General features: G+C 61.4%; 14 protein-coding genes. 4 read left to right on the forward strand and 10 right to left on the reverse strand.

The window, feature by feature from the left end:
- Genes LOY36_RS25180 through LOY36_RS25195 form a run of 4 tightly spaced genes read right to left on the reverse strand, consistent with a single transcriptional unit; the run spans window position 1 to window position 7,748 of the window.
- Entirely contained in the window at window positions 1-4,560 is a 4,560-nt protein-coding gene (locus LOY36_RS25180) for an alpha-2-macroglobulin family protein (RefSeq protein ID WP_408981096.1), read from the reverse strand.
- An 11-nt stretch (window positions 4,561-4,571) separates the two neighbouring features.
- Entirely contained in the window at window positions 4,572-5,237 is a 666-nt protein-coding gene (locus tag LOY36_RS25185; RefSeq protein ID WP_033063783.1) for a DUF1175 family protein, read from the reverse strand.
- Window positions 5,207-6,919: a DUF2138 domain-containing protein gene (locus tag LOY36_RS25190; protein ID WP_026345992.1), complete on the reverse strand. Its 1,713-nt coding sequence runs from the start codon at window positions 6,917-6,919 to the stop codon at window positions 5,207-5,209. Before LOY36_RS25190 ends, LOY36_RS25185 begins: the two co-directional genes overlap by 31 nt.
- 37 nt (window positions 6,920-6,956) lie before the next feature.
- Window positions 6,957-7,748, reverse strand: coding sequence for a YfaP family protein (locus LOY36_RS25195; RefSeq protein ID WP_258671268.1), 792 nt, complete (start codon window positions 7,746-7,748; stop codon window positions 6,957-6,959).
- Window positions 7,749-8,025: 277 nt separating this feature from the next.
- On the opposite strand from LOY36_RS25195, the gene LOY36_RS25200 reads away from it, so the two are divergent.
- The 4 genes from LOY36_RS25200 to dxs all read left to right on the forward strand — a co-directional run bounded on the left by LOY36_RS25200 (window position 8,026) and on the right by dxs (window position 12,397).
- Window positions 8,026-9,171: a Fic family protein gene (locus LOY36_RS25200; protein ID WP_258671269.1), complete on the forward strand. Its 1,146-nt coding sequence runs from the start codon at window positions 8,026-8,028 to the stop codon at window positions 9,169-9,171.
- Between the two features lie 109 nt (window positions 9,172-9,280).
- Window positions 9,281-9,523: an exodeoxyribonuclease VII small subunit gene (locus tag LOY36_RS25205; RefSeq protein ID WP_007894317.1), complete on the forward strand. Its 243-nt coding sequence runs from the start codon at window positions 9,281-9,283 to the stop codon at window positions 9,521-9,523.
- Window positions 9,520-10,407 carry a (2E,6E)-farnesyl diphosphate synthase gene (gene ispA, locus LOY36_RS25210; protein WP_019650866.1) on the forward strand — a complete coding sequence of 296 codons (888 nt, stop codon included), beginning with the start codon at window positions 9,520-9,522 and terminating at the stop codon, window positions 10,405-10,407. The genes LOY36_RS25205 and ispA overlap by 4 nt, the downstream gene beginning before the upstream one ends.
- 91 nt (window positions 10,408-10,498) lie before the next feature.
- Window positions 10,499-12,397, forward strand: a complete 1,899-nt coding sequence (dxs, locus tag LOY36_RS25215; RefSeq protein WP_258671270.1) for a 1-deoxy-D-xylulose-5-phosphate synthase — start codon at window positions 10,499-10,501, stop codon at window positions 12,395-12,397.
- A 188-nt stretch (window positions 12,398-12,585) separates the two neighbouring features.
- Here the strand turns inward: dxs and LOY36_RS25220 are convergent, their stop codons facing one another.
- The 6 genes from LOY36_RS25220 to thiL form a co-directional block, all read right to left on the reverse strand.
- On the reverse strand, window positions 12,586-13,386 hold the full coding sequence (locus LOY36_RS25220; RefSeq protein ID WP_258671271.1) for a cobalamin-binding protein: 801 nt from the start codon (window positions 13,384-13,386) through the stop codon (window positions 12,586-12,588).
- The gene (locus tag LOY36_RS25225; protein ID WP_019581376.1) at window positions 13,386-13,805 is read right to left on the reverse strand and encodes a hypothetical protein; all 420 of its coding nucleotides are present in this window, start codon (window positions 13,803-13,805) and stop codon (window positions 13,386-13,388) included. The genes LOY36_RS25220 and LOY36_RS25225 overlap by 1 nt, the downstream gene beginning before the upstream one ends.
- Complete coding sequence (ribA, locus tag LOY36_RS25230; protein WP_007933624.1) at window positions 13,802-14,419, reverse strand: GTP cyclohydrolase II; 618 nt, start codon at window positions 14,417-14,419, stop codon at window positions 13,802-13,804. Before ribA ends, LOY36_RS25225 begins: the two co-directional genes overlap by 4 nt.
- A 140-nt stretch (window positions 14,420-14,559) precedes the next feature.
- Window positions 14,560-15,294 carry an ABC transporter substrate-binding protein gene (locus LOY36_RS25235; protein WP_258671272.1) on the reverse strand — a complete coding sequence of 245 codons (735 nt, stop codon included), beginning with the start codon at window positions 15,292-15,294 and terminating at the stop codon, window positions 14,560-14,562.
- Window positions 15,295-15,316: 22 nt separating this feature from the next.
- The gene (locus LOY36_RS25240) at window positions 15,317-15,820 is read right to left on the reverse strand and encodes a phosphatidylglycerophosphatase A (RefSeq protein ID WP_019650862.1); all 504 of its coding nucleotides are present in this window, start codon (window positions 15,818-15,820) and stop codon (window positions 15,317-15,319) included.
- Window positions 15,817-16,782 carry a thiamine-phosphate kinase gene (thiL, locus tag LOY36_RS25245; protein ID WP_258671273.1) on the reverse strand — a complete coding sequence of 322 codons (966 nt, stop codon included), beginning with the start codon at window positions 16,780-16,782 and terminating at the stop codon, window positions 15,817-15,819. The genes LOY36_RS25240 and thiL overlap by 4 nt, the downstream gene beginning before the upstream one ends.
- Between the last annotated feature and the right edge of the window lie 12 nt (window positions 16,783-16,794).

The following is a 16,794-nucleotide window of genomic DNA, read 5'->3' on the forward strand; positions in this document are numbered from 1 at the left end:
TCAGTTGACCGTGACCTGACCGAGTGCCGGTTTCTGTTCCTGAGCCTGATGCTGTGGCGCGTAGACCTGCGTGAAACGCACCGGCGGCAGGTTGAACTGGCCTTTTTGCGAGAAGCGCACCAGATGACGCAGGCGCAACTCACCGCTCAGCGCATCCACTGGCACCGCATAGGCCATTTGCCCCGGCTCGAAACGGGCTTTCTCCAGCGCGGTCGGCTCGGTGCCGGCCTTGCCCATCAGCTTGATGCCCCACGTGGTGCGCTCGACGTCCGCACCCGGTGGCAGCGGCACTTCGAGCATGCCGTAGCGCAGCGGTTTCGCGGCTTTGCTGGTGATAATCACTTCGTCCAGGTACAGGCTGTCGCTGGACAACGGCTTGGTGCCGACCGCTTCGAGTTTGAATTCGAACGCCTCGTCACCCGGCACCAGACGCGACAGGCGACGGGTGATGGTCACCGCCATCGGATCGATTGCCGGTTGCTTGGTCTGGAAGCTCAACATGGCGCGTAGCGGGCGCTCTTGCGTTCCGCTCAGCGACAATGCCGCCGGCACTGGAGAAGAGCCCTGCCACGTCCAATACATCTCACCGGTATCACTGTAACGTTTCTTCCAGCCTTCACCCGGTGCCAGTGCGATGGTCGGAGAGGCCTGCTCGATGCTGCGTTGCAACCAGGTCAGCGCCAACGCGCGTTCCAGGGTCGATTGCTGCGGCAACAGGCGTTGCAACAACGCTTGTGCATGCGCCTGATCGAAAGCTTGCAGCGACAGGTTCAAGGCTTCGACAAACGGTTGAGCGCTGGCGGCCACTTGTTGTTGCGCAGCGTCCACCTGACGGCTGAACGCCGGCGGCAGATTGACCTTGGCCTGACGCGCCAAAGACGCGGTCAACACCCGAGCACTGGCCAGCCCCAAGGCCGAATCCGGATCGTTCATGACCAGGCTCTCTGCGCCATCGTCCATCACGCTCGCGGCATTGCCTTCGCCGGCTTTCACCAGGTCGTCGATCAAACCGCTGAGCAGCGTGTTCACCGGCAATTGCATCTGTTTGGCAAACGACAGAATCAACGCCCGCTGCAACAACGGCGTGTTCTGCGCCTGTTTCGCGTACACCTCCAGCACCCGCTGCCAGTGCTCCGGCGGCAGGCTCAGTTCCAGCACTTTGCTGGCGTGCCAGTCGGCGTAATAGGCGTAAGCGGTGAGGAACGCATCCGGCTCGCCGTCAAAGCCCCACCAAGTGAAGCAGGCCGACGGCCCGGCCATTTGCACCAGCCGCAGGCGGCTGTTCTGCATGATCAAACGCAAGCGATCACGAATCTGCGGATTCGACGACAGCGTTGGATAGGCGATGCTCAGCGGCAGCAGACGGCTGGCGGTTTGTTCGACGCCGCCATATGGATAGCTCAGAAGATCGTCGAGGGCCGAACGGAACACCGCTTGCGGGCTGTCATCCAGACGCAGGCGAATATCCGTGGCGTCCGCCGGCAAAGTCAACGGCGTGTCGCCGCTGAGCGCGTCCAGGCTTTGGCTCTGGGTCACCTGCCAGCCTTCGCCAGTCGCGGTCAGGCGTACGGCCAAGGCGTCAGCGGTTTTGCCATCCTGCACCAGCTCGGCGGTCCAATCGCCATTGGCCAATGTGAATGCTGGCAATGGGACGTAGTTGACGCCGTTGTTCAGTGTGACCGGCACACGTTGCTCGGCACCCGCGTAATGAATCACCAGCTCGGCCTTGACCGGTTTCTCGGCCTGACTGAAAGCGAATACGCCAAGATCCGGTTTGTCGCCGTTACGGAATTTGGTCGGGCCACTCCACTTCAGGTACAGCGGTTTTTCCGAGCGCACGAATTGCTTCTTCTGCCCGACCTGACCGTCATCGGCGATGGCGCGGGCGGTGATGCGCCAGCGGGTCAAGGAGTCCGGCATCTTGAAGGTGAAGCGGGTCTTGCCGTTGGCATCGGTGATCAATTCCGGCTGCCACGCGGCGGTGTCGACGTCTTCACGACGCGGCCGCTCCAACACTTTCACCCCACGCTCGCTGCGGTTGGCTTTACCCGGCGCGCCCGGGCTGCCCGGCAGTGCCACGTCGTAGCTGATGAACGACAAACTGGCGCTGGTGCGCACGTTGTTGCGGCGCGGGTGATAGAAAAACTGGTCGATGGTCGGCGCCACTTCCGGCTGCAGCGCGTAGATCATTTCGTCGACCACGCTGACCGTCAGGTGCGCCGGAATCGGCTTGCCGGCGAACAGGGTGGTGAGGTCCACGGACACGGTATCGCCGGGCTGATACGCCTCTTTGTCGGTAGTGATCGCCACATCGATCTGTGGCGCGACCACCTTGATACCGGCGTTCTGGAAGCTGTATTGGCCGCCCTTGGTATAGAGCACGGAGAACGTCAGGTTCGGCGCGAAGTTGTCCTTCACCGCGATGCGCGCGCGGTATTGGGTGTCGCTGAGTTTTTCCATCTTCAGCCAGTCGGCGCCCTTGGACAGCAACGCCGTGGCCTCGACCTTGTCGCGCTCGAGCGACAACAACGCATCGCTGACCGGCTCGGGGAAAGTGATCAACGCGAGGGCTTCGTCGCCGGCCTTGTATTCGGGTTTGTCGAGGACGATTTCCACGGTGCCGGGCACGGCTTTGACGCCATCACCCGTGACCGAATGACCGGTCGCGCCAAGCACGCGGCCATGATCATCTTTCAGCGTCAGGTTGTAAGTGCCCGGACGGTCGAAGGCCAGGCTGAAGCCTTTGTCCTTGGCGGCGAGTTTTCCTTCGCCAGTGGTCTGATCTTCGAGTCGCACCCAGCTGTAGCTGCTCGGGTTGACTGCTTTGCTTTGCTCGCTGCCACCTTCGTTGGCATAGCTGAAGGCAACCTTGCCGCCCACCGCGCTGAACCGTTGCGGCGCGCTCAGGCGGAAACTGGCGGCACCACGGTCGATGAGGATTTCCTTGGTGGTCTTGACCCGATACGCCGCGCCATCGCTGGCGAACACGGTGAGCATATAGCGGCTCGGTTTCTCGGCGGCGGGCAGGTCAAGCGTCGCGTTGCCCTTGGCGTCGGTGGTCAGTTCGGCGCTGGTCAGCTCCACCGGGAATTGCCCCAGGTATTGCAGTTCGTTATCGACCATCGACAACTGCTGGGCGCGCAGGCTCAGGCTCACCTTGGCGTCGGCCACTGGTTTACCGTCCGGGTACAACAACACCAGACTGCCCTTGACCGGTTCGCCGGTGCGGTAATCTTGCTTGGCCAGGTTCAGGGAGATCTCGAAGTGCGGCTTGATGTACTCAGCCACGCGGAAGGCGCTGCTGTAGGCCTGATCCTTGTAGCTGAAACGCAGCTCATAACCACCCGCCACCGCATTGTCCGGCAACTGGAAACGGCCCTGGGTGCCGGCCTTGGAATCGAGCTTCAGCGCCAACGATTGCAGCGCTGTGCCGGTAGCGTCGAGTACGGTGACGTTGACGTCGGCAGCGGTCGGTGCCACGGAATCCCGGGCATTCTTGAACTCGCGGCCGACGATTTTCAGCGACACCCAATCGCCCGGTCGATACAGCGGCCGATCGGTGAACGCATAGAGTTTGGTGTCGTAGATTTCGCTGTCGTAGTAGAAGTTCTCGGAGACGAATACCCCGCCCTCTTCGTCCTCGCCGATCACGAACGAACGCTCCGGGCTGACGTGTTTCAAGCGCAGCAAACCATCGGCATCGGTAGCGCCACTGCTCATCACACCCAGGCCATCGGTCCACAACACATTAACCTTCGGCACCGAACTGCCTTCGTGTTTGCGCGCGGCCCACACCAGCAATTCATCACCGGCAATCTTGCTCACGGCCACGGTGTTGGAGACGAACACCATGGTGGTCGCGCGGTACTTGCCGATCAGCGCTTCCACCAGGTACAGGCCCGGTTTCAGGTTGCCCAACGGGATATAAACGTTGCCCGGCGAGACGCTGACGAACTCACTGGAAGAACCAACCAGTTTCACGCCTTCAGGCGGCTGGATCGGTTTGGCTTGCCATAGCGGATAACGGAATTGGCTGACCACCGGCAGACCCGGAATCAACGCGAATTGCGGCTGTGCGTCGTAGGGCGTTGGCGCGGCGATGGCGGTGCCCATCTTCAGTTCCGGCACTTCCTCGGTGACTTGTTTACGCGACTCGTAGGAAAACGCCCGCTGCATCACCCGACGGGATTTGCGGTACCAGTTGTCCCACAGATACGCGAGGGTGTTCGACAGGCCTTCGCCCTTGAACTGGCCGTCGCTGACCACACGGTGCAGGTTCTTCTGGCGCTTGAGGAAATCCAGCGGCTTGTCGATGCGATACACCCGAATGTCCGCACCGCCGTAAGGCTCCATGCGGAACCGGCGATAGTCACGACCCGGCGCTTCGAGGCGTACCACCGCCTGTTCATCGCTGGCGAAACTACTGTCGGCCAACAGGAAAAAGCTTTCACCGGCCACCGGCGTATAGCCGCTCGGCTCGACGGTGTCTTCGGCGTTGACTGCCGACAGCGGCAGAACCAACGCAAGCAAAAGAGGCAGTTTTGAGCAAATGCGCAGCATGCGGGCACCGATCATTGGGAGAGAAAGTTCAGTCGATAGACGCCGATGAAGTTGGGGTTGGCTGCGTCGGGTATCCATCGGGTGTCCTTCCATGTCATGAGTTGCTGCAGGCTTGCGGAGCGCATGCCGTTGTCGGTGGGGGTGGTGGTGCCGGTGTGATAGGCAATGAAGCGGCCCATCCAGATCATCAGGTGCTGGTCATCGCCCTGATCGAAAAACATCAGGTCGCCAGGCCGGGCCAGGGCCAGATCGCGGCCGACCAGATGACTGTTGAACTGAATCAGTTTGATCGCGTTGACGTAAGGCCCGACCTTACCGCCCCCCTGCTGCCATTGCTGGGCGAGGCCGCGCTGGGCGTCACTCAGTTGCAACTCCGGCGGCAGGTAGCGGTTGGACAGGCCATTGCTGCGCAGCCATTTGTCGTCATGGACTTTCAGCGCTTCGTTGGCGGCAAAGCGCACCAGCCCGGCGCAGTCCTGCTGATACCAGCGCGGGCTCGGGCCTTGGGTCAATTGTTCCTGGGCGATGCGCACGAACCAGGCGCGGAATACCTGGGATTGCTGCGGGTCGAGCGCGGCGGCTTCGCTGGCGAATGTGCGAGTCCCCAGCAGCAACGCCAGCAAGCCGAGGCCTCGGATGAGTGCAGTCACAGGGCTTTCCACTCCAGCGGCAGCCATTGCCAGTGGCCGTCGGGCTCGCTGCCTTTGGGCAAGGTCAGGGCGTATTTGCCGTAGCCGCCGAGGGTGCGCAGTTTCGGAATCAGGTAGGTTTGCGCGGCGTTGTAGAACACCGGCTCCATGTCCTGCGGCAGGCTGTCGAGGGTTTCCTGTTGCATCAGTTGCGCCATGGAATCGGGGCCGAAATAGATCGGCATCAGCAGGTCTTTCGGCAGCACGTCAGCCAGCGGCGGGAAGCGTTTGTCGAGGGTGCCCAGCGCTTTGTCGACGAGTTTGTCGTCAAGGGAGAACAGCAGCGTCGAGCCGTGACGGGCCAGGCTGACGCGCATGAAGGCTTTGCCGGTGATTGCGTCTGGCTGCTCGGCATCCTTGGCCTTATAGGGGCCGAAGTTGGAGCTGACCTGGCGCTGCCACTGATGGGTTTTACCGTCCTGTTTCTCGACCACCGGGAATGCGTGCTCGGCAACATTGCCTTCGTAGGCACCGACCATCGAGCCGAACAGGTTGCCCAAGTCACCATCAAGTTTGGCGCTGTCATCGTCATTCAGGCTGGCCACCAGCAGCGGCGTGTACAGCCGGGAATCGGCGTACCAGCACAGACCAGCAGCACCGGCCATGTGTTCGGTCAGGGCCTGGGCCACGGACTCTTCGGCGCCGAGTTTCACCAGCAGCGGTTTCTGTTGTTCGGCGGCCAGCGGCAAGGCCACGCAAGCGCTGGCGCCCATCGGCATGGCTTGCCAGATCGGTTTGAAATCGAAGTCCGGCTGCTTGTCCAGTTCGTCCATGGCGAGGAAGCTGTGCCAGCCCTTGTCGTCCATGTCGAAACGCAGGCCGGCAAAGTTCGGGATGAAGCGCTGATAACCCATGGCCAACACGCTGGAGTTGACCGAGAGGCGTTGTTTTACCTCGGGCGCACGCGGCGGCAGGCCGAAGGCTTCGGGGAACAGTTTGTCGCCGTTGAGCAAGGCGGCGATCGCCTTGGTCGAAACGCCGCCAGTTTCCTCCAAAGCACCGTTTTCCGGATCGTAGAGTTTGGCCGGATTGGACAGCACCACCAATTTGTCGCCATGGGAAGCGAACACCAACGCCTTGCTGGCGTTGTAGTTGAGCTGATAGAGGGTGACGGCGTCGGCACCGACTTTCACTTCGCCGAGCTTGCTCAGCTGCGAATCATCCAGCGCCACTTTCGCCAGCGGCTCCAGCACCTTGGCCAGTCCGCCGCGATCCATCACCAACAGGAAATCCTTGAGACGCCCATCCGCCCCACGCCACAGCGCCACATCCGCCGGTTGGTCGAAGAGCTGCTCGATCAGGCTGTCCTGCAACTTCAGGTCATGCTCGTAAATGATCCGCCGCAGGCTGCCGATCAAACCGAGGCGATCGGCATGGGCTTCGTAATAGAAGACGAAATCTTCGGTCAGGGTTTCCTTGAGGAACGGCACGGCCAGCAAATCCTTGGGCAACTGGCTCAGGGAATGGGTTTCGAGCAGACCGTCCGGGCGGCTCATGCCCAGTTTGTCGCTGGCCAACTGCGCAGGCGGAGCCTTGGGTTTGTGCAGGAACCAGCCTAACCCGCCCGCTACGCCTGCCGCCAGGCACAGCCCGATCAGCAGCGCCGGCCAACGACGTGGAGTTTTGGCTGCTGGTACGTCGGCGGCCGGAGTCACAGTGTTATCGCTCATGTTCACAAAACCCGATTTCATCCGTGGTGCGGGATGTTTAATAGTTGAAAGTCTTGACCAGCAGCAGGTCGCCGATTGCCCGCAAGGGCACGATGAACGTCTCGCGTTTTTCGTCGACGGTGTTTTCATTGAGCACCAGATTGATTTGCGAGGTGATCACCTCGTTCTGGTTGCTGTTCTCATCGAAGTTATAGCCGCCGCTGCCGTAGTTGCCCCAATAGTTCACATAAACCAGATAGGTGCCGTGCATCGGCGCGGTCATGGTGAACATTTCCGGGCCGGGGCCATCGACACCGTCCGGGTCCAGCCCACCACCGTTGCTCATCGCCGGACTGGCCCAGAACGCGTGCTGGCCGTCGGGGGTAATGATGTGCAGGTCGAGTTCGGCCTTGGGATCGTCCCAGCCCAGCACCACGCGAATCCGCGCCGGGGTGCGCAGGTTGTTGGCTTCATAGAATTGAACGCGCTTGAGCGACTTGCCCTCGGAACTGCGCACTTCGACGCTGTTGGAACCGGCGCCGAACGCATACGGGCGGGCAAAACGCCCTTGATCGTCGGTGTACAGATTCAGGGGATTGCCGTTGACCGCCAGGCTGTGGGGCGGACGGAGCGTACCGAGGGCCTTGAGCTGGCCTTCGATCATTGTGCGATTGCGCTGCACACCCCGGTCGATGGGCGGTGTGGGATAGGCGACGCGAGGGTTTTCACTGCGGTCCAGCAAGCCGTGATAGCGCCAGCCGCCCACCGGTTCCGATAGCTCGGCCGTGGGCTCGGCCCACGCAACTTGAGCGCAAACCAGCGTAATCAGCAGTGAAAGAACCCAACGCATGTGACGCCTCCTGCCATGCATAACGAAACCTGGCGCCCGATCCTCGGCGCGTTACAGATCGAAAAAACTGCGTTTCGTCAGAGAGACCCTGAATATAGGGTCGTTGAAGGCGCGAAGATTAGCCATTCGGCAGTTTTTTAACAATCGGATACATCTATATTTGCGGTGGGAATCACGGTGTTTGTTGGGCGTGAGCCGAATACCGATCTTATTCGGCTCATAAAGTGAGCCGAATAAGACTATTATTCGGCTCATTCACCTTGGAGCACCCGAGTTCATGGCACCTCTCTGGATCTGGCAACGGCCTGATTGGCCAAATTTCAACTGGCAAGCCGAGCGCCTGACACCGTTATTACGCGAGTGTGTGCAAGCACAAGGTCGGTTGATGGGCATGGCCAGTTCCGTGGGTAGCTCACTATGCGCGCAGAACGAACTGGATGCGTTATTGCAGAATATCGTGACGTCTTCAGCTATCGAGGGTGAACAGCTTAATGTTGGTTCCGTGCGCTCTTCACTGGCACGACGGTTAGGTTTAAATCTGGTCGACGGCGATAAAGTGAGCCAACGCAGTGAGGGGCTGGCGCAACTAATGCTCGACGCTACGCAGCATTTTGCTGAAGCACTGACGCTTGAGCGACTACTGGATTGGCATAAATGGGTGTTTCCTGATCAGGATACAGACTTCGCCGCCCGGCCAATCCACGTTGGCACGTTACGCGGCGATGAGCCCATGCAAGTGGTTTCGGGGCGACTCGACAGGCCAACCGTTCACTTCGAAGCGCCGCCTCGCCAAGGCCTGGAGCAGCAACTGGACACATTCCTCAGATGGTTTGAAGCCAGCCGAAATCAGGCTGGCCTCGATCCATTGTTGCGGGCCGGTATCGCGCACTTCTGGTTCGTCACTTTGCACCCCTTCGACGACGGCAATGGCCGCCTTACACGAACCATCACCGACCTGGCGCTAGCCCAGGGTGAGGCTCAGGCCATCCGCTTCTATGCCATGTCGGCGAGCATCCTGGAGGATCGCTCCGGCTACTATCGAGTACTCGAAAACAGTCAGAAAGCCACGCTGGATATCACGCATTGGCTGGAATGGTTTCTACAAACGCTCCTGCGTAGTTTGCAACAAGCCATGAACCGGATCGAGTCGGTGCTGGCCAAAGCGCGCTTCTGGCAGGCACATCGGGAGTCTGAGCTGTCAGTTGAGCAGATCAAAGTGTTGAATCGTTTACTCGATGGCGGAGAGCGTGGTTTCGAGGAGGGGATCAGCGCAGCTCAATACCAGGCAGTGGCAAAGGTTTCCAAAGCCACCGCAACCCGTCATCTGACCGAACTGCTGGAGAAGGGCTGCCTGAAACGCCTGCCCGGTGGCGGGCGCAGCACTCGGTACCAGATCCTTCACCCTGAGGGTGAGGCATTCTGAGTTCGGTTTTTCCGACGCCGCGACAGGGGTTTTCAGGCCCGCTCATTTGCCCATACCCCCCATGTCTGCTAGTGTCGCGCCGGTTTAACGTCAACCGGAAATAGCCGCCATGGCCCGCAAAAAAGCTGCACTGGATTTCGAACAATCCCTCGCTGACCTGCAAACGCTGGTGGAGCGTCTGGAGAACGGCGAATTGTCGCTGGAAGACTCGCTGACCGCTTTCGAGCAGGGCATCGGGCTGACCCGTGATTGCCAGGCGGCGCTGGCCCAGGCCGAGCAGAAGGTTCAAGTGCTGCTCGAGCGTGATGGCGAGTTGGCCGAGGAACCCTTCGACGCGGATCAGCCAGAATGATTGCAGCGTATTCGGCAGCCAGCCAGGCCCGCGTCAATGCAGCACTGGAAACCCTGTTCAACCCGCCGAGCCCTGAGCTCGCCCGCCTCTATGAAGCCATGCGCTACAGCGTGATGAATGGCGGCAAGCGTGTACGTCCGCTGCTGGCCTACGCCGCGTGTGAAGCGCTGGGCGGCAAGGCCGAGCAAGCCAACGGCGCAGCCTGCGCGGTTGAGCTGATCCATGCCTATTCGCTGGTGCACGACGATTTGCCGGCCATGGACGATGACGACCTGCGTCGCGGCCAGCCGACCACCCACAAGAAATTCGACGAAGCCTGCGCGATTCTCGCCGGCGACGGTTTACAGAGCCTGGCCTTCAGCGCCCTGCTCGACCCGCGCCTGAGTGCGTCGGATGCCGAAACCCGGCTGCAGATGGTCAGCGCCCTGGCGCTGGCGGCAGGCCCGGCGGGCATGGTCGGCGGGCAAGCCATCGATCTTGGCTCGGTGGGTCTGAAGCTCGATCAAAATGCCCTTGAATACATGCATCGGCACAAGACCGGCGCGTTGATCGAGGTCAGCGTCAAACTCGGTGCCCTGGCCAGTGGCCGTGCCGAGAAGGACGAACTGAAGTCGCTGCAAAGTTATGCACAGGCCATCGGCCTGGCATTTCAGGTCCAGGACGACATTCTCGACGTCGAAAGTGACACCGCCACCCTCGGTAAACGCCAGGGCGCCGACATCGCCCGGGACAAGCCGACCTACCCGGCGCTGCTCGGTCTCGACGCGGCCAAGGCCTACGCTCTGGAACTGCGCGACCAGGCCCTGCACGCACTGCGACCGTTTGACGCTGCAGCCGAGCCCTTGCGTGATCTGGCCCGGTATATCGTTGACCGCCGCAACTGACGGCGTATCCGCCAAAAAAGACCAACGCGTGGGCAGGGGGCGATGCATCAGGTAAACTGCCGCATCTTTTATACCTATAACGATTCGCCTGATGCCCACGACGTTTCATGAGATTCCCCGTAAGCGCCCGACCACGCCCCTGCTCGACCGTGCCAACACGCCGGACGGCCTGCGCCGGTTAGGCGAAGCCGAGCTGGAAACCCTGGCTGATGAGTTGCGCCTGGAATTGCTCTACACGGTCGGCCAGACCGGTGGGCATTTCGGTGCCGGCCTGGGCGTGATCGAGCTGACCATCGCGTTGCACTACGTTTTCGACACCCCGGACGACCGGCTGGTGTGGGACGTGGGTCATCAGGCTTATCCGCACAAAATCCTCACCGGCCGTCGCGGGCGCATGAGCACCCTGCGACAGAAGGACGGCATCGCTGCCTTCCCGCGTCGCTCCGAGAGCGAGTACGACACCTTTGGTGTCGGCCACTCCAGCACCTCGATCAGCGCTGCGCTGGGCATGGCCATTGCCGCCCGCCTGCAACACAGCGATCGCAAGGCGATCGCTGTGATCGGCGACGGCGCACTGACCGCTGGCATGGCCTTCGAGGCGCTGAACCACGCGCCGGAAGTGGACGCCAACATGCTGGTGATCCTCAACGACAACGACATGTCGATCTCGCGCAACGTCGGCGGGCTGTCGAACTATCTGGCGAAAATCCTTTCCAGCCGCACTTACGCGAGCATGCGCGAAGGCAGCAAAAAGGTTCTGTCGCGCCTGCCCGGCGCCTGGGAAATCGCCCGTCGCACCGAAGAATACGCCAAAGGCATGCTGGTCCCCGGCACGCTGTTCGAAGAGCTGGGCTGGAACTACATCGGCCCGATCGATGGCCACGACCTGCCGACCCTGATCGCCACCCTGCGCAACATGCGCGATCTGAAAGGCCCGCAATTCCTGCACGTGGTCACCAAGAAAGGCAAAGGCTTCGCCCCGGCGGAAGTCGACCCGATCGGTTACCACGCCATTACCAAACTTGAACCGCTGGACGCTCCGGCCGCCGCGCCGAAAAAAGCCAGCGGGCCGAAATATTCCGGTGTGTTCGGTGAGTGGCTGTGCGACATGGCGGCGGCCGATCCGCGCCTGGTCGGGATCACCCCGGCGATGAAGGAAGGGTCCGACCTGGTGGCCTTCAGTGAACGCTTCCCGACGCGCTATTTCGACGTGGCGATTGCCGAGCAACACGCCGTGACCCTGGCAGCCGGCATGGCCTGTGAAGGCGCCAAACCGGTAGTGGCGATCTATTCGACCTTCCTGCAACGCGGTTACGACCAGCTGATTCATGACGTCGCGGTGCAAAACCTCGACGTGCTGTTCGCCATCGACCGCGCCGGTCTGGTGGGCGAAGACGGCCCGACGCACGCAGGCAGCTTCGACCTGTCGTTCCTGCGTTGCATCCCCGGCATGCTGGTGATGACCCCGAGCGACGAAAACGAACTGCGCAAAATGCTCAGCACCGGCCACCTGTACAACGGCCCGGCGGCAGTGCGTTACCCGCGTGGCACCGGCCCGAATGCACCGATCGCGAAAGACCTCGAACCGATTGAAATCGGCAAGGGCGTGGTTCGTCGTCAGGGCAGCACAGTCGCCCTGCTGGTGTTCGGCGTGCAACTGGCCGAGGCACTGAAAGTCGCCGAGAAGCTGGATGCGACGGTCGTCGACATGCGTTTCGTCAAACCGCTCGACGAAGCACTGGTTCGCGAAATCGCCGGCAGTCACCAATTGCTGGTGACCGTCGAAGAGAACGCGATCATGGGCGGCGCCGGTGGCGCGGTCAGCGAGTTCCTCGCCCGCGAGAACATCCTCAAGTCGGTGCTGCACCTGGGCTTGCCAGACATCTATGTCGAACACGCCAAGCCTGCGCAAATGCTCGCCGAATGCGGGCTGGATGAAGCCGGGATCGAAGAGGCGGTGCGTCAGCGCCTGCAATTGCTGAATCTCTAATCCTGCCCCCGGTAGGAGCTGCCGAAGGCTGCGATCTTTTGATCCTGATCTTCGGCGGCTCCATATCTGAAAAACAAAATCAAAAGATCGCAGCCTTCGGCAGCTCCTACAGGGGTTACGTCGTATCTGAACTCGTCGTTTTGATCTGACGTCTGTAGTGTTTGAGCAGACCCTTTCGCGCCTCGGTCTTAACGGTCCGGTGCGATCAACTGACAGAGCTTGGCCGTCGCTTCGATCATCTGCCCACTCGGCCGTTCCAGGCCCTTATCCGCTACCAGCAGCAATTGCCCCTGCGCCACCGCCGTCACCTGGGGCCAGGCCTTCCACGCCTCGAGCTGCGCCTGATCGCTGGCCAGAATCACCTCGGGATTGCGCTGCAACACCGCCTCCACACTGACCTGCGGCGCAGGCTGTGGCAGGTCGGCAAACACATTGCGCGCCCCGCAAACCTGTAGCGCATCACTGATGATCTGCCTTCCGCCCACGGTGTACAGCGGCCGATCCCAGACTTGATAAAACACCCGCAGCGGCTCGTCCCTTCGATAGCGCTGGCGCAGGGAGTCGAGTCGCGAACGCAGTTTTTTGGCCAATGCAACGCCCCGCTCCGCTCGCCCGAGTTGCGTGGCTATCGCCTCAACCTGCGCAGTGAGTTGCTCGAGGTCATGCGGCTCGGCGACATAGGTGGGAATGTTCAGCCGCTTGAGCTGTTCACGCTGAGCCGGCCCTACACTGCCCGGCCAGAGCAGCAGTAAATCGGGCTTGAGGCTGAGCAACCGTTCGATGTCCAACTGACCGTAGCGGCCCACCGAAGGAATGTCTTTGAGCTCGGCAGGACGCTCACCGGCATCCAGCACGCCGACCAGCAGGTCTGCCGAACCCAGTTCAATAACGATTTCAGAAAGCGACGGTGCCAGGCTGACAACCCGCTCGGCCGCAGCTGCCGGACCACCGATGGCCAGCAACAGGACTGCCAGCCAGACGCAGCGCATCAGCCGAGTTGACGCGGGATACGGTAGAGGTAGAACAGCACCGCCGTCGACAACGCCAGCAGCATCAGCGGCACGGCTTCCAGACCAACGAAGACTGCCAGTGCGCCGATCCAGGCGGGCAGGCCAGCGACCAGAAACGCAGCACGGCGTTTCGCGGCCAGGGCGATCCAGGCGGCGGGTTCTTCAGGGGTATCGAGGGCTTTTTGGGTCGCGATCAGCGCATGTTTGTAACCGCCAAAGAACTTCAGGCTGACAAACATCGACGCCACACCGGCAATGAAAAACGGCATGGCCAGCACCGGCAGAATCGCCTCGCTTTGGCCGAATAAGCCATTGACCACGAACAGCGGCAGCAAGGCCAACGCCAGATATTGCCACCAGTTGACGGCCAGTCGTCGCCGTACCTGACCGCGGGTCACGCCCGGTCAACCTCGCCCTGATGCTCGTTGCCCATCATGTGGTCGAGCTTGCTGGCCTTGGTGGCCAGGTAGAGTTTGTTGTGCGGGTTGTGCCCGGTGTGCAACGGCACGCGCTCGGCAACCACGATGCCCATGTCGGTCAAGGCTTTGACCTTGCGTGGGTTGTTGGTCATCAGACGCAGGGACTTCACGCCCAGGTGCTCCAGCATCGGCAGGCACATGGCGTAGTCGCGCTGGTCGGCGGCGAAGCCCAGGCGTTCGTTGGCTTCAACAGTGTCAGCACCGCCGTCCTGCAATTCATAGGCGCGGATCTTGTTCAGCAGGCCAATGCCGCGACCTTCCTGACGCAAGTAGAGCAACACGCCACGGCCTTCACGGGCAATCGCCTGCAACGCCGCCTCGAGTTGCGAACCGCAGTCGCAACGCTGGCTGAACAAGGCATCGCCGGTCAGGCATTCGGAGTGCAACCGGCCGAGTACCGGCGCACCGTCGGCGATCTCACCCAGGCTCAGCACCACGTGCTCGCGCCCGTTCTCTTCATCGAGAAAGCCGTGCATGGTGAATTGCGCAAAAGGCGTTGGCAGCTTGGAAGCGGCGACAAAAACGACAGGCACCGGTGTGCTCCTGATCTATAAGTACTGAAGATTCGCAGAGGCGGCATTGTAACAGCACGTTCCTACAGACGCTTAGGCTGAATTATCGGCCATAACGATCAAAAAGTTCGATATCTGCCCCGCTCCCACATAGAACGCTTTCATTTCGAGCCGAACGGATAGGGTTGCTTCCAGCGTTCGAAAATCGGTTTCAACTGGCCGCTTTTTACCAGCAGGTCCATGCGCTGATCGAACAATGCCATCAATTGCCGTGCCCGAGGAGTATCGGCGAAGCACAGGTAAAGCGGCAGATCTGCGATATGCGTGCGGCGAAACTGCGACGGATCCTTGGCTCGGCTGACGATAGAGTTAACCTCGTCCAGCGCGTCAATGTAGTAGTCGACGTGGTTGTGGATCAGCATCGGCAGAATCCCGGTACGCCGCGCGACTTCGTTATAGCGCTGCACATTGGGCAGGTAAGCCTGGTACTTGTAGCCGCGTACCCAGGCCAAACGGTAATTGCCCAGATTTTCCGCGGTCGGCGCCGGATTGGTGGCCAGGCCCAATGCATAGATCGGATCGGTATCGAAACTCCAGCGCGGATAGAGCACGTCACTGACTTCATCCCGATAGGCACCGACACACGCGTCCACTTCGCCACGCTGTGCCAGGCCCGTGGCGCGTGTATAAGGTTCGATTCGAATATCCAGTTTGACGCCCGCAGGCTCGAACACTTCGCGCAACACGTCCCAGCCCAAACCACGGCCATCGGCGGCGGTAAAGTCTTCCCACGCTTCGCTGGCCAGGTGAATCACGGACGGCGTCGTCGGCGCATCCCCCGCCTGGGCGAAGGAGCAAAACGTCGCGAAAACCATCACCATCAACCAGCGAGCCATCTTTTATCCTCGGCTGTATTCTTCAGGCGAAGAACCACACCAGCCCTTGCATCGCCAACCACGCAAACACCCCGGCCAGCACGTCGTCGAGCATGATGCCGACGCCACCGTGCACATGCCGGTCGATCCAGCGAATCGGCCACGGCTTGAGGATGTCGAAGAAGCGGAACATCAGGAACCCCGCCAGCAACCAATACCAACCTTGCGGCACCAGCCACAGGGTGATCCACATCCCGACCATTTCGTCCCAGACGATGCCTTCATGGTCGTGCACGCGCAAATCGTCGGCGACCTTGCCGCACAGCCAGAAGCCGAACAGCATGGTGATGCCGAGCATCAGCCAGTAGCCCCAGTCGGGCAGCATCTGCCACAACGGAATAAAGGGCAGCGCCACCAACGAACCCCAGGTGCCCGGCGCTTTTGGCAGGGTGCCCGAGCCGAAGCCGAACGCCAGGAAATGCCATGGATTACGCCAGACCGACGGCGGTACGAACTCCGACGGAACCTGTTTGGGATGATCTGTCACGGTGTCTCCCGAAAATGTTGGTAACCCCGGATTGGCGGGGTGATGTCGTGTCCGTCGGCGTCCAGCAGAATCACGCCCTGCCCTGCAACCACCTGCCCGAGCACATGGATCGGCCAGCCGTCCGCCAGTAACGATGGCAACTCGGCAGGCGGCAAGGTGAAGGCCAGCACGTAATCGTCACCGCCACTCAGGGCAGCCTGCTCAGCGCCGGATTGACCGAGGAAAGCCAGCAGTGCCTTCGACAACGGTAGCCTGCTGCGCTCTACCTCAATCCCGACTTTCGACGCCAGGGCAATATGCCCGCAGTCGGCGAGCAGGCCGTCGGAGATGTCCAGCGCGGCGGTGGCCTTGCCACGCAAGGCCTGGCCCAACGCCAGTTGCGGTTGCGGCGACCAGTAGTGGGCCAGCAATGGATCGGCGATGGCCGCGTCCGCTGTCCGCTGGCCGAGCACCAGCGGCAATGCGCCCGCGCCGTTACCCAAATCACCGCCCACACAGAGTAAATCGCCCGGCTGTGCGCCACTGCGGGTCAACGCCAGACCGGTCGGCACCCGGCCGAACACGGTCATGGTCAGGCTCAACGGCCCGCGAGTGGTATCGCCGCCCACCAGTGCTACACGGCAATTCTGCGCCATGAGGTTCAAACCACGGGCGAACGCTTCCAGCCAATCGGAAGTCCCGGTCGGCAAGGTCAAGGCAAGGGTAAAGGCAACGGGGGTGGCGCCCATGGCGGCCAGGTCACTGACGGCCACGGCCAGCGAGCGCTGGCCGAGCAGAAACGGGTCGCAGGGGTCGGCGAAATGCACACCGGCCACCAGCGTATCGGTAGAAATCGCCAACTGCTCCCCGGAAGGAACAGCCAGCAAGGCGCAGTCGTCGCCGATCCCGAGGGCAACGCCTTCGCCGCCCTGCGCACAAGGCGCGGCGGCGAAGAAATTGCGGATCAGCTCAAACTCGCCCATGGCAATGGCAGT

Source organism: Pseudomonas sp. B21-019 (genome assembly GCF_024749225.1).
Taxonomy (GTDB): Bacteria; Pseudomonadota; Gammaproteobacteria; order Pseudomonadales; family Pseudomonadaceae; genus Aquipseudomonas.

Coding starts and splice junctions, on each gene's coding strand:
- LOY36_RS25190 (WP_026345992.1), bottom strand. CDS start 6,919: ATGAGCGATAACACTGTGACTCCGGCCGCCGACGTACCAGCAGCCAAA.
- LOY36_RS25180 (WP_408981096.1), bottom strand. CDS start 4,560: ATGCTGCGCATTTGCTCAAAACTGCCTCTTTTGCTTGCGTTGGTTCTG.
- LOY36_RS25235 (WP_258671272.1), bottom strand. CDS start 15,294: ATGGCTCGCTGGTTGATGGTGATGGTTTTCGCGACGTTTTGCTCCTTC.
- ispA (WP_019650866.1), top strand. CDS start 9,520: ATGATTGCAGCGTATTCGGCAGCCAGCCAGGCCCGCGTCAATGCAGCA.
- LOY36_RS25195 (WP_258671268.1), bottom strand. CDS start 7,748: ATGCGTTGGGTTCTTTCACTGCTGATTACGCTGGTTTGCGCTCAAGTT.
- thiL (WP_258671273.1), bottom strand. CDS start 16,782: ATGGGCGAGTTTGAGCTGATCCGCAATTTCTTCGCCGCCGCGCCTTGT.
- LOY36_RS25185 (WP_033063783.1), bottom strand. CDS start 5,237: ATGGCTGCCGCTGGAGTGGAAAGCCCTGTGACTGCACTCATCCGAGGC.
- dxs (WP_258671270.1), top strand. CDS start 10,499: ATGCCCACGACGTTTCATGAGATTCCCCGTAAGCGCCCGACCACGCCC.
- LOY36_RS25220 (WP_258671271.1), bottom strand. CDS start 13,386: ATGCGCTGCGTCTGGCTGGCAGTCCTGTTGCTGGCCATCGGTGGTCCG.
- LOY36_RS25205 (WP_007894317.1), top strand. CDS start 9,281: ATGGCCCGCAAAAAAGCTGCACTGGATTTCGAACAATCCCTCGCTGAC.
- LOY36_RS25200 (WP_258671269.1), top strand. CDS start 8,026: ATGGCACCTCTCTGGATCTGGCAACGGCCTGATTGGCCAAATTTCAAC.